This is a genomic window from Streptomyces sp. SID5910 (assembly GCF_009862125.1).
GTDB lineage: Bacteria > Actinomycetota > Actinomycetes > Streptomycetales > Streptomycetaceae > Streptomyces.
On the sequence record NZ_WWHX01000877.1, the window covers coordinates 1 to 10,933 of the forward strand.

A 10,933-nucleotide genomic window follows, 5' to 3' on the forward strand; every position below is an offset into this window, starting at 1 on the left:
GACGCCGGACGCGACCTGGTCGACGGCATCCTGCCCGATCAGCTCGCCTACGAGGCGGCGGTCCTGTCCGGCGTCGACGGGGCCGAGCTGGACGAGCTGGCCGCGCTCCTCGGGGCGCTGCTGGGCCGGCTGGAGGGCCGCCTGGACGCGCTGCGCATCTGACGGCCCTCCTCGTGGTGCGCCGCGGCCGGGCTCAGTGCTCGTCGCCCACCCGGTACACGCCGAACATCGCGCCCTGCGGATCCCGCAGCACCGCGATGCGCGGCCCGTCGGGCACGGAGGTGGGCTCCATGAGCACCGTGCCGCCGCTGTCGGTCGTGTCGACCGCGGCGCTGTTCACGTCCGTCACCGCGAAGTACGGCAGCCAGTGCGCCGGCACCTCGTGCGGGAACTTCTCGTCCATCGTCACCATCCCGCCGAAGTCCGCGCCGTCGACCGACCACTGCGGATAGCTCGCGGAGACGTCGACGCGCCAGCCGAACACCGTGGTGTAGAAGTCGGCGGCCCGGCGCGGCTCCCGGGTCAGCAGCTCCACCCAGCCCAGCGAGCCGTGCGCGTTGAACAGCCCGGCGCCGGGGAAGGTCCCGGCCTGCCACAGCTGGAACACCGCGCCGGCCGGATCCACGGCCACCGCGAACCGGCCCGCGTCGAACACGTCCACCGGGCCCAGCGGGACCGCACCGCCGGCCGCGGTCACCCACCGCACGGCGGCGTCCGCGTCCGCGACGGCGAACGAGACGTTCCATGCGACGGGCTGCGCCTGCTGGTACAGGGGCGCCAGCGCGGCGACGGCCGCTCCGTCGAGATGGGCGACGGTGTAACCGCCCGCCTGCTGCCGGGAGTCCGTCTCGGGGCGCCAGCCGAACAGCTTCGTGTAGAACCGCTTGGCCGCTTCCAGGTCACTGGTCCCCAGCTCGGCCCAGCAGGGCCCGCCGGTCACCGGTTCACGGAGCTTCATCGCGTCGGGGTCCTTCCGCCGGGCAGCAGACCGTTCCCTCCCCCTTCCAGCACGCTAAGGCCGGGCGGGGACCGCGGCCATCCGGCACCTGGCACCCCGGTGGCTCAGATCCCCGGCCGGTAGCGCAGCGGATGCTCCGCCGGCACCTCCACCAGCACGATCCGCGTGCCGTCCGGGTCCGCGATCCACATCTCGACCAGCCCCCAGGGCTCCTGGACCGGCGGCCGGACGATCTCCACGCCCTTCGCCCGCAGCTCCGCCTCGGCCGCCGCGGCGTCCTCGACCTGGAGCCACAGCGCGAGCGCGGGGGAGGAGGGAGCCTCGGCACGGCCGGAGACCTCCAGGAAACCGCCGCCCAGGAAGTACACGGTGCCCCGCTCGGGCCCGGTGCCGAACTCGCGGTGGACGGCGAGACCGAGCTGCTCGCCGTAGAACGCGCGGGACCGGTCGGGGTCGGTGGGGCGGAGCAGGATCCGGCTGCTGAGTACATGCACCATGCGTCCGGAGCCTAACGGGAGCGCTACGCTCGTCGGTGCCCGCGCCGCGCCCGAGAACGAACCGGAGAAACGCCCACCATGGACACCGCCGCCACCAGCCGCCTGACCTACCGCGACGCCACCGACGCCGACGTGGACGCGCTCGTCGCGCTCATAGAGTCCGCGTACCGGGGCGAGTCCAGCCGGGCCGGGTGGACGACCGAGGCGGACATCCTGGAGGGACAGCGCACCGACCCCGAGGGCGTGCGGGAGGTCGTCGGGTCGCCGGACAGCCGGCTGCTGACGGTCGAGCGCGACGGCGTGATCGTGGCGTGCTGCCAGCTGGAGCACCGCGGTAAGCACGCCTACTTCGGGATGTTCGCCGTCAGCCCGGCGCTCCAGGGCGAGGGGCTCGGCAAGCAGGTCATCGCGGAGGCGGAGCGGCAGGCCCGCGAGGCGTGGGACGCGACGGAAATGCACATGACCGTGATCTCCGTGCGCGAGGACCTCATCGCCTGGTACGAGCGCCGCGGCTACCGCCGTACGGGCGAGACGACCCCGTTCCCGTACGGCGACGAGCGCTTCGGCATCCCGCAGCGCGACGACCTGCGGTTCGAGCTGCTGGTCAAGCCGCTCGTCTGACCGTCCCCGCGGCGCTCACGCCGTGAAGCGGCCGGTGCGCTTGATCTCCGGGTAGTCGGTCGTCGCGCCGTCCAGCCCCAGGGCGCGTACCAGCCGCAGATGGTCCTGGGTGTTCACCGTCCAGCACAGGACCCGCAGACCGGCCTTGCGGGCCCGCTCCACGACCTCCAGCGTGATGCGGTTGATGTCCAGACACAGGGTCGCGGCGCCGGCGGCGACGGCCCGGTCCACCACCTCGGGCCCGTAGTGCTCCGCGACCAGGGCGGTCCGCACCCCCGGCACCAGCCGGGCGATCTCGACGATGGCCTCGTCGTGGAACGAGATCACCTCCACCCGGTCCACCAGATCGCGCCGCAGTATCACCTCGGCCAGCGTCCGCGCCGCCGCCACGTCCTTGATCTCGGCCTGCACCGGCACCGAGACGGCGTCCAGCACCTCCTCGAAGACCGGGACCCGCTCCCCGCGGCCCGCGTCCAGCGCGCGCAGCTCCTCCAGCGTCTTGTCGGCGATCGCGCCCGCGCCGTCGGTGGTGCGGTCCACGTCCGCGTCGTGCATGACGACGAGCGCGCCGTCCTTGCTCAGATGCAGGTCCAGTTCGACGACGTCGAGGCCGGCCTGCTCGGCGGCGACGAAGGAACGCAGGGTGTTCTCGGGCTCGACACCCATGGCTCCGCGGTGACCGATGGTGAGGAAGTTCAAGGCTCGACTCGCTTCCGTCGACGTCGGCGATGGCAGGGCGGCAGCCTAACGGCCCTGCGGGACCGTTTCCCCTTTGCCGCGCCTGGTATACGGACTCCGGCATCCCGCAGGAAAAAATGCGGTCATGGACGGGGTGGGGCAGGATAATTTACGGGGGTGCCCCTTGCTGGGAGAAACCTCGTATGCATACGGTGTCATGACGCTAGCTTCTCCCGTGGAGGATGGGACATGACGGAAATTCTTGTGCAGGTGGGTGCGGAGGAGAAGGTTCCTCCGGTGAGCAGGGTGGTAGAGCACCCGGCGTGGCCCGTGCTCAAGGATGCCGTGGAGCGGATCCGGCCATGGCAGTCCAAGGACGGGTCGATCGACTTCGACGCCGAGGGCGCCCCGGAGCGGGCCGCCGTCGAGGAGGCCGTCGGCCGCGTCGCCGAGGCCGTCCGCGCGCTGTCCCCGCTGCTGCCGCACGACCACGCCTACCACGAGGCGCTGGTCAAGGACCTCGGCCGCTGGGCCGACGGCGGATTCCAGGTGCCCGACTTCCTCGACTCGCTGCTGGCCTTCCAGCCCGCCGCGAACCGCGCGGACGGCCTCCAGCACCTGGTCGTCTTCCCGATGTACACGCAGAACGGCAACCCCGACCGCAACCTCGAAGCGGTCGTGCTGCGCATGGTCTGGCCCGACTGGCTGGCCGAGCTGGAGCGCACCCGCTACGACAACCCGCTGTTCTGCGGCATCACCTTCGAGGACTTCACGACCGGCTACGACACCAACTCGGCCGTCCTGTTCCCCGAGACCATCGCCGTGCGCGAGGCGCCCGAGCGCTTCTCCTGGGGCGGCATCTTCTGCGACCGCGAGGCCGCCCGCTTCCGCCGCGTCACCGACGCGGCCGTCGACATCCTCGGCCTCGAACTGCCCGAGGACATCGCCGCCATGGTCCACGACCAGAAGCGCTGCGAGGAGGCGTTCGTCCTGTGGGACATGGTCCACGACCGCACCCACAGCCACGGCGACCTGCCCTTCGACCCCTTCATGATCAAGCAGCGCCAGCCGTTCTGGATGTACGGCCTGGAGGAGCTGCGCTGCGACCTCACCGCCTTCCGGGAGGCCGTGAAGCTGGAGGCGGACGGCGTCCCGCAGGCCCGTGACGTGCAGTACGCGGTCCTCTTCGACCGCATGTTCCGCTTCCCGGTCACCGGCGAGCGCGTCCGCAACTACGACGGCCTCGGCGGCCAGCTCCTCTTCGCCTACCTGCACAAGCACGACGTCGTCCGCTGGACCGACAACAAGCTGTTCATCGACTGGCAGCGCGCCCCGCAGGTCACCAACGAGCTCTGCGCCGAGATCGAGACGCTCTACCGCGACGGCATCGACCGCCCCAAGCTCGTCCACTGGTTCGCCGGCTACGAGCTGGTCTCCACCTACCTCGCCCCGCACCCGGGCTCGAAGTGGGCCAAGGGCCCCGACGCCCTCGACCTGAGCCTGCCGCCGCGCAAACTCGTCGATGACGTGCTTCCGGACGAGTTTCCGCTGAGCATGTTCTACGAGGCACTGTCCAAGAAGCTCAAGAACGTGATCGCCTCCACCAAGGGCATCACGGCAGCGTCGGACGGCGCCGAGCGGGCCGCCGCGTGAGCGACGGCACCGGCACACAGGAACAGGCACAGGCTCGGGAGGCGAGGACCATGGGGAACGGGGCGCTCGACGGCGCGGTGATCGCGGTGGCCGGAGCGGGCGGACCCGCCGGACGGGCCGCACTGCTGCGGCTCGCCGAGGCGGGCGCGACCGTCGTCGGCTCGGACAACGACCCGCAGCGGCTCGCGGAGGCCGTGGACGCGGCGCGCTACGCGCACGGCGGCGCCACCGTCACCGGTGAGACGGTCGACCTGCTCGACCTGGACTCCACCCGGGCCTGGGCCGACCGCACCGAGAAGGAGTTCGGCCGGGTCGACGGCGTGGTCCACCTCGTCGGCGGCTGGCGCGGCAGCCAGACCTTCACCAAGACGAACCTGGACGACTGGGACCTCCTGGAGAAGCTGCTCATCCGCACCGTGCAGCACACCTCCCTCGCCTTCCACGAGGCGCTCCAGCGCAGCGACCGCGGCCGCTACGTCCTGATCAGCGCCGCGGGCGCCTCGCAGCCGACCGCGGGCAACGCCGCGTACTCGGCCGCCAAGGCCGCCGCCGAGGCGTGGACGCTGGCCATGGCGGACTACTTCCGCAAGGCGGGGGGCGAGCAGGGACCGACGTCGGCGGCTGCGATCCTGGTGGTCAAGGCGTTGGTGCACGACGCGATGCGCGCCGAGCGCCCCAACGCGAAGTTCGCGGGCTTCACGGACGTGCGTGACCTCGCCGAGGCCGTCGCCGGAGTCTGGGACAAGCCCGCCGCGGAAGTGAACGGAAACCGTCTGTGGCTGACCGAGAAGCCGTGAACCCGCCGAAGACCGACGCGCGTCGCCACCACGACCCCGAGGTCCGCGGATTCGCCAGCGACAACTACGCCGGCGCCCACCCGGAGGTGCTCGCCGCCCTGGCCCTGGCCAACGGCGGGCACCAGGTCGCGTACGGCGAGGACGACTACACGGCCAACCTCCAGCAGGTGATCCGCAGCCACTTCGGCCCCACGGCCGAGGCCTTCCCGGTCTTCAACGGCACCGGCGCCAACGTCGTCGCGCTCCAGGCGGTCACCGACCGCTGGGGCGCGGTGATCTGCGCCGAGAGCGCGCACATCAACGTCGACGAGGGCGGCGCCCCCGAGCGCATGGGCGGCCTGAAGCTGCTCACCGTCCCCACCCCCGACGGCAAGCTCACCCCCGAGCTGATCGACCGGCAGGCGTACGGCTGGGACGACGAGCACCGCGCGATGCCGCAGGTCGTCTCGATCACCCAGAGCACCGAGCTCGGCACGCTCTACACGCCCGACGAGATCCGGGCCGTCTGCGAGCACGCCCACGCGCACGGCATGAGGGTGCACCTGGACGGCTCACGGATAGCCAACGCCGCCGCCTCCCTGGACGTCCCGATGCGGACGTTCACCAACGCGGTCGGCGTCGACCTCCTCTCGCTCGGCGGCACCAAGAACGGCGCCCTGTTCGGCGAGGCGGTCGTGGTGCTCAACCAGGACGCCGTGCGCCACATGAAGCACCTGCGCAAGCTGTCCATGCAGCTCGCCTCGAAGATGCGCTTCGTGTCGGTGCAGCTGGAGGCCCTGCTCGCCAGGGACCTGTGGCTGCGCAACGCCCGGCACTCCAACGAGATGGCCCAGCGCCTCGCCGAGGGCGTGCGCGCCGTGCACGGCGTGGAGATCCTCTACCCGGTGCAGGCCAACGCCGTCTTCGCGCGCCTCCCGCACGAGGTGAGCGAGCGCCTTCAGAAGCGGTTCCGCTTCTACTTCTGGGACGAGGCCGCCGGCGACGTGCGCTGGATGTGCGCCTTCGACACCACGGAGGACGACGTGGACGCGTTCGTCGCCGCGCTCAAGGAGGAGATGGCGCGCTAGCCGAGCCACTCCGACGCATTGCATAGGTATGCGGTCACCTGGAAAGTCATTGACTGATGGGTGATCGCGTTCCTATGCTCTGGCGTCATGGAGCTCATCCAGCAAGACCCTGACCTGTCCGCCTACTTGGCCGCCGACGAGGTCATCGACCACGACCACCCGTATGTCCGCGACGTGGCCGGACGCCTCGCGAAAGAGGCGGAGGACTCGTATGCCTATGCGCGACTGGCGTTCGAGTACGTGCGCGACACCGTCCCGCACTCGCAGGACTCCGGCGATCCGCGCGTCACGTGGCGCGCCTCCGACGTCCTGGAGCAGCGCACCGGCATCTGCTACGCCAAGGCCCACGCGCTGGCGGCGCTGCTGCGCGCCGAGGACATCCCGACCGCCCTGTGCTACCAGCGCTTCGACGTGGTGCACGGGCTGGTCGCCGTGCGGTTCAACGGCGCCTGGCACCGGCAGGACCCGCGCGGCAACAAACCCGGTGTGGACGCCCGGTTCTCGCTGGGGCGGGAGCGGCTGGCCTTCGTGCCGGACCGGGAGGCGGGCGAGGAGGACTGCCCCGAGCTGTACGCGGCCCCGCATCCGGCCGTGCTGGCCGCTCTGCGCGCGGCCGGCGACCGCGCGCAGCTGTGGGCGAGCCTTCCCGCCTCCCTGTGACCCGCTCGGGTCAGTGCGCCTCGGCCGTGCGCAGCTGCTCGGGCGTCGGCGCCGTGCCCCCGAGGTGGGCCGGCATCCACCAGGTGTCGTCGGCGCCCTTGGGGCGTACCGGGTAGGCGCGCTGGGCGGCCTCCAGCAGCTCCTGGACGCGCTCCCGCAGCCGGCGGGTGATGGCGCCCGCGTACTGCTCGCGGGAGGCCTCCATCGCCTCGCCGACCCGGATGGTGACCGGGGTGTGGCTGCGCTTGAAGTTGCGCGGGTGGCCCTTGGTCCACAGCCGCTGCGTGCCCCACACCGCCATGGGCACCAGCGGTACGCCCGCCTCCTGGGCCAGGCGCGCGGCGCCCGACTTGAAGCTCTTCAGCGTGAACGACTCGGAGATCGTCGCCTCCGGGAAGACCCCGATGATCTCGCCGGACCGCAGCGAGTCCAGGGCGTGCGCGTAGGCGGCCTCGCCCTGCTTGCGGTCCACCGGGATGTGCTTCATCCCGCGCATCAGCGGACCGGAGATCCGGTGCCGGAAGACCGACTCCTTCGCCATGAAGCGGACCAGCCGCTTCTGCGGCAGCGCCGCCAGGCCGTCGAAGATGAAGTCCAGGTAGCTGATGTGGTTGCTCACCAGCACGGCGCCGCCCGAGCGCGGGATGTTCTCCGACCCACGGCAGTCGATCTTGAGGTCCCACACCTTGAACATGGTGCGGGCGAGACCGATGACCGGGCGGTAGACGAGTTCTGCCATGGGCGGGTCGGACCCTTCCTTCTCGGCCTGGGAAGAAGACTCCCAGTCGAAAGTTACGCAGCCGTAGGTTTACGGCTTGTCGAGATCGTGCCCCAAGAACGGCCGGGGAACCAGCCCTGGTGCCCGGCCGTGGCGTAATCCTCATCACGTCATCGGCCGCCGGATGGCCGAAACGCGATGGTGAACCGGGGAATCATCGCCCGCTCCCGGGCGCTGGACCTGAGGACGACCGGACCGGGCCGCCCGCGTGGCGCGCCCATGAGAGGCCGCGAAGGCGGCGGAGCGGGAGACGCGCGCGTGCACGGGCGGAACGACGGCGAGCGGCGCGAGGGCCTGCGCCTGGACGCGGCCGACCTGGGCACGGAACTGGGCGTGCGCGCCACGCTCGTGCAGTTCTCCAGCGCCTTCTGCGCCCCCTGCCGGGCCGCCCGGAGGCTCCTCGGCGAGGTGGCCGGCATGGTCCCCGGCGTCACCCATGTCGAACTGGACGCCGAGGCGCGGCTGGAACTCGTCCGCGCGCTGGACGTGCTCAAGACCCCGACCGTGCTGGTCCTCGACGCCGAGGGCCGCGTCGTACGGCGGGCCGCCGGCCTGCCGCGCAAGGCGGACGTGATCGCCGCCCTGGGGGAGGCGGTGTGATCATCGCCACGCCGGCGGTGAGGCGTTCTCCACAGCTTCCAGATCCCGGGACGTATTTGACTGTGTGTGCCACCCATCGTCAGCCTGCCCGTACGGCCCCGCTCCCCGCTCCCCGGACGGAGGCGCACGGCGGAAGGACACCCCGCATGCCGGCCACACCCGACCTCGCCGCACCCCGGACCGCCACCGGCGGCGACCTCCTGCGGTCCGTCTTCCGGCGGCACGCGGCGGGGGTGGCGGTGATCACCGCACGCGGCGACGCGGGCCCGGCCGGCTTCACCGCGACCTCCCTGACCTCCGTCTCCGCCGAACCGCCGCTGCTCTCCTTCGGCATCGGCACCGGCTCCTCCAGCTGGCCCACCGTGTCCCGGGCCGAGTACGTCGGCGTCCACCTGCTCGGCGAGCACCAGCGGGAGCTGGCCGCCACCTTCGCGCGCAGCGGCGCCGACCGCTTCGGCGCGCCCACCGTCTGGCACGAGGGCCCCGAGGGCGTTCCCGTGCTGGACGACGTCCTCGCCTGGCTCGTGTGCCGGGTCGTCGGCCGCGTCCCGGCCGGGGACCACCGCATCGTGCTGGCCGAGGTCCTGCTCGGCGACCCGGCGGGCACCGGCAGCCCGCTGCTGTACCACCAGGGACGCTTCACGGGCCTGCGCGACTGAGCCTCCACGGGCTCCGCGGGCCGCCTTCCGACTCCGTCCGCCTGCTTCTGCGGAACGGTCGAGTTCCGGTTACGCTGCGTTGCGAAGGTCACAGTTCAAAGCGCTTGCTTAGCGGGAAAGAACTGGGTGTACTGACGAGTAATGTTCCGGCTGGAAGCGCGGGTCGCCCCGACCGGAATCGGCCGCTTGAGGCGCCTATGCTGCCTGCAAGCAGGCAGCACTGAAATGACGATGCAGTAGGAGAGCCGGCGTGAGCTTGAGGATCGTTGTCACTGTGAAGTACGTGCCCGACGCCACTGGCGACCGGCACTTCGCCGATGACCTGACCGTCGACCGCGACGATGTCGACGGTCTGCTCTCCGAGCTGGACGAGTACGCGGTCGAGCAGGCGCTTCAGATCTCGGAAGCACGCCAGGAAGCAGGCGACGACGTGGAGATCACCGTCCTGACGGTGGGCCCCGAGGACGCGAAGGACGCGCTGCGCAAGGCGCTGTCCATGGGCGCGGACAAGGCGATCCACGTCGAGGACGACGACCTGCACGGCACCGACGCCATCGGCACCTCCCTGGTCCTGGCCAAGGCGATCGAGAAGGCCGGTTACGACCTGGTCGTCTCCGGCATGGCCTCCACCGACGGCACCATGGGCATCGTGCCCGCGCTGGTCGCCGAGCGCCTGGGCGTGCCGCAGGTGACGCTGCTGTCCGAGGTCTCCGTCGAGGGCGGCACGGTCAAGGGCCGCCGTGACGGCGACTCCGCCACGGAGCAGCTGGAGGCCTCCCTGCCGGCGGTCGTGTCGGTCACCGACCAGTCGGGCGAGGCGCGTTACCCGTCCTTCAAGGGCATCATGGCGGCCAAGAAGAAGCCGGTGGAGTCCTGGGACCTGTCCGACCTCGACATCGACGAGGATGAGGTCGGTCTCGAGAACGCGTACACGGTCGTCGAGTCGGCCACCGAGCGTCCGGCGCGCACCGCGGGCACGATCGTCAAGGACGAGGGCGAGGGCGGCAAGCAGCTCGCCGAGTTCCTCGCGGGCCAGAAGTTCATCTGAGCCCCCGCCGTCCCTACCGCCCCTCATCTTTCGCAAGCAGGAGAGAAGAAGTCCCATGGCTGAAGTTCTCGTCTACGTCGACCACGTGGACGGCGCCGTCCGCAAGCCGACCCTGGAGCTGCTGACCCTGGCCCGCCGCGTCGGCGAGCCGGTGGCGGTCGCGCTGGGCAACGGCGCCGGTGACACCGCCGCCGCCCTCGCCGAGCACGGCGCGGTGAAGGTCCTCACCCACGAGGCCGCCGAGTACGCCGACTACCTGGTCGTACCGAAGGTCGACGCCCTCCAGGCCGCCGTCGCCGCCGTCTCCCCGGCCGCCGTGCTGGTGCCGTCCTCCGCCGAGGGCAAGGAGATCGCCGCCCGCCTGGCGCTGCGTCTCGGCTCGGGCGTCATCACCGACGCCGTCGACCTGGAGGCCGGCGACGAGGGTCCGGTCGCGACCCAGTCGGTGTTCGCCGCCGCGTTCACCACCAAGTCCCGCGTCTCCAAGGGCACCCCGGTCATCACGGTCAAGCCGAACAGCGCGGCCGTCGAGCCGGCCCCGGCCGCCGGTGCCGTCGAGGCCCTGTCGGTGTCCTTCTCCGACGCCGCGACCGGCACCAAGGTCACCTCGCGCACGCCGCGCGAGTCGACCGGCCGTCCGGAGCTGACCGAGGCCGCGATCGTGGTCTCCGGTGGCCGCGGCGTCAACGGCGCCGAGAACTTCGCGATCATCGAGGCGCTCGCCGACTCCCTCGGCGCGGCCGTCGGCGCCTCCCGCGCCGCGGTGGACGCGGGCTGGTACCCGCACACCAACCAGGTCGGCCAGACCGGCAAGTCCGTCTCGCCGCAGCTCTACATCGCCAACGGCATCTCCGGCGCCATCCAGCACCGGGCCGGCATGCAGACCTCGAAGACGATCGTGGCGGTCAACAAGGACA

General features: G+C 71.5%; 12 protein-coding genes and 2 pseudogenes. 10 read left to right on the top strand and 4 right to left on the bottom strand.

Annotation, left to right across the window (positions count from 1 at the left end; all coding sequences use genetic code 11):
- A pseudogene (locus GTW67_RS30820) lies at nt 1–162 on the top strand (MarR family transcriptional regulator); the annotation flags it as partial.
- Between the two features lie 31 nt (nt 163–193).
- Here GTW67_RS30820 and GTW67_RS30825 read toward each other — a convergent pair.
- Together GTW67_RS30825 and GTW67_RS30830 are read right to left on the bottom strand one after the other, a co-directional pair.
- A complete protein-coding gene (locus GTW67_RS30825) occupies nt 194–958 on the bottom strand; it encodes a VOC family protein (RefSeq protein WP_161168036.1) in 765 nt (254 codons plus the stop codon).
- Nucleotides 959–1,062: 104 nt separating this feature from the next.
- Nucleotides 1,063–1,455 carry a VOC family protein gene (locus GTW67_RS30830; RefSeq protein ID WP_161168037.1) on the bottom strand — a complete coding sequence of 131 codons (393 nt, stop codon included), beginning with the start codon at nt 1,453–1,455 and terminating at the stop codon, nt 1,063–1,065.
- A gap of 78 nt (nt 1,456–1,533) precedes the next feature.
- On the opposite strand from GTW67_RS30830, the gene GTW67_RS30835 reads away from it, so the two are divergent.
- Complete coding sequence (locus tag GTW67_RS30835; protein ID WP_161168038.1) at nt 1,534–2,076, top strand: GNAT family N-acetyltransferase; 543 nt, start codon at nt 1,534–1,536, stop codon at nt 2,074–2,076.
- 15 nt (nt 2,077–2,091) lie between these two features.
- Here GTW67_RS30835 and GTW67_RS30840 read toward each other — a convergent pair whose 3' ends face one another.
- Complete coding sequence (locus tag GTW67_RS30840; protein WP_161168039.1) at nt 2,092–2,775, bottom strand: glycerophosphodiester phosphodiesterase; 684 nt, start codon at nt 2,773–2,775, stop codon at nt 2,092–2,094.
- A gap of 228 nt (nt 2,776–3,003) precedes the next feature.
- On the opposite strand from GTW67_RS30840, the gene GTW67_RS30845 reads away from it, so the two are divergent.
- The 4 genes from GTW67_RS30845 (at nt 3,004) to GTW67_RS30860 (ending at nt 6,931) form a co-directional block, all read left to right on the top strand.
- Complete coding sequence (locus GTW67_RS30845) at nt 3,004–4,407, top strand: DUF6421 family protein (RefSeq protein WP_161168040.1); 1,404 nt, start codon at nt 3,004–3,006, stop codon at nt 4,405–4,407.
- A gap of 50 nt (nt 4,408–4,457) precedes the next feature.
- Nucleotides 4,458–5,204, top strand: a complete 747-nt coding sequence (locus GTW67_RS30850; RefSeq protein WP_161168041.1) for an SDR family NAD(P)-dependent oxidoreductase — start codon at nt 4,458–4,460, stop codon at nt 5,202–5,204.
- The gene (locus tag GTW67_RS30855) at nt 5,201–6,271 is read left to right on the top strand and encodes a beta-eliminating lyase-related protein (protein WP_161168048.1); all 1,071 of its coding nucleotides are present in this window, start codon (nt 5,201–5,203) and stop codon (nt 6,269–6,271) included. The genes GTW67_RS30850 and GTW67_RS30855 overlap by 4 nt, the downstream gene beginning before the upstream one ends.
- An 87-nt stretch (nt 6,272–6,358) precedes the next feature.
- Nucleotides 6,359–6,931 carry a transglutaminase domain-containing protein gene (locus tag GTW67_RS30860; protein ID WP_161168042.1) on the top strand — a complete coding sequence of 191 codons (573 nt, stop codon included), beginning with the start codon at nt 6,359–6,361 and terminating at the stop codon, nt 6,929–6,931.
- 10 nt (nt 6,932–6,941) lie between these two features.
- Here the strand turns inward: GTW67_RS30860 and GTW67_RS30865 are convergent, their stop codons facing one another.
- Nucleotides 6,942–7,670 carry a lysophospholipid acyltransferase family protein gene (locus GTW67_RS30865; protein ID WP_161168043.1) on the bottom strand — a complete coding sequence of 243 codons (729 nt, stop codon included), beginning with the start codon at nt 7,668–7,670 and terminating at the stop codon, nt 6,942–6,944.
- A gap of 272 nt (nt 7,671–7,942) precedes the next feature.
- Here GTW67_RS30865 and GTW67_RS30870 point away from each other — a divergent pair.
- The 4 genes and pseudogenes from GTW67_RS30870 to GTW67_RS30885 form a co-directional block, all read left to right on the top strand.
- Nucleotides 7,943–8,309 (top strand): annotated as a pseudogene (locus GTW67_RS30870) (thioredoxin family protein); the annotation flags it as partial.
- A 146-nt stretch (nt 8,310–8,455) separates the two neighbouring features.
- A complete protein-coding gene (locus GTW67_RS30875; protein ID WP_161168045.1) occupies nt 8,456–8,968 on the top strand; it encodes a flavin reductase family protein in 513 nt (170 codons plus the stop codon).
- Nucleotides 8,969–9,218: 250 nt separating this feature from the next.
- Nucleotides 9,219–10,016, top strand: coding sequence for an electron transfer flavoprotein subunit beta/FixA family protein (locus tag GTW67_RS30880; RefSeq protein ID WP_161168046.1), 798 nt, complete (start codon nt 9,219–9,221; stop codon nt 10,014–10,016).
- Nucleotides 10,017–10,071: 55 nt separating this feature from the next.
- Nucleotides 10,072–10,933, top strand: an 862-nt coding sequence (locus tag GTW67_RS30885) for an electron transfer flavoprotein subunit alpha/FixB family protein (protein ID WP_161168047.1), incomplete at its 3' end; no start/stop codon positions are given.

Coding starts and splice junctions, on each gene's coding strand:
- GTW67_RS30845 (WP_161168040.1), top strand. CDS start 3,004: ATGACGGAAATTCTTGTGCAGGTGGGTGCGGAGGAGAAGGTTCCTCCG.
- GTW67_RS30875 (WP_161168045.1), top strand. CDS start 8,456: ATGCCGGCCACACCCGACCTCGCCGCACCCCGGACCGCCACCGGCGGC.
- GTW67_RS30865 (WP_161168043.1), bottom strand. CDS start 7,670: ATGGCAGAACTCGTCTACCGCCCGGTCATCGGTCTCGCCCGCACCATG.
- GTW67_RS30850 (WP_161168041.1), top strand. CDS start 4,458: ATGGGGAACGGGGCGCTCGACGGCGCGGTGATCGCGGTGGCCGGAGCG.
- GTW67_RS30830 (WP_161168037.1), bottom strand. CDS start 1,455: ATGGTGCATGTACTCAGCAGCCGGATCCTGCTCCGCCCCACCGACCCC.
- GTW67_RS30825 (WP_161168036.1), bottom strand. CDS start 958: ATGAAGCTCCGTGAACCGGTGACCGGCGGGCCCTGCTGGGCCGAGCTG.
- GTW67_RS30835 (WP_161168038.1), top strand. CDS start 1,534: ATGGACACCGCCGCCACCAGCCGCCTGACCTACCGCGACGCCACCGAC.
- GTW67_RS30860 (WP_161168042.1), top strand. CDS start 6,359: ATGGAGCTCATCCAGCAAGACCCTGACCTGTCCGCCTACTTGGCCGCC.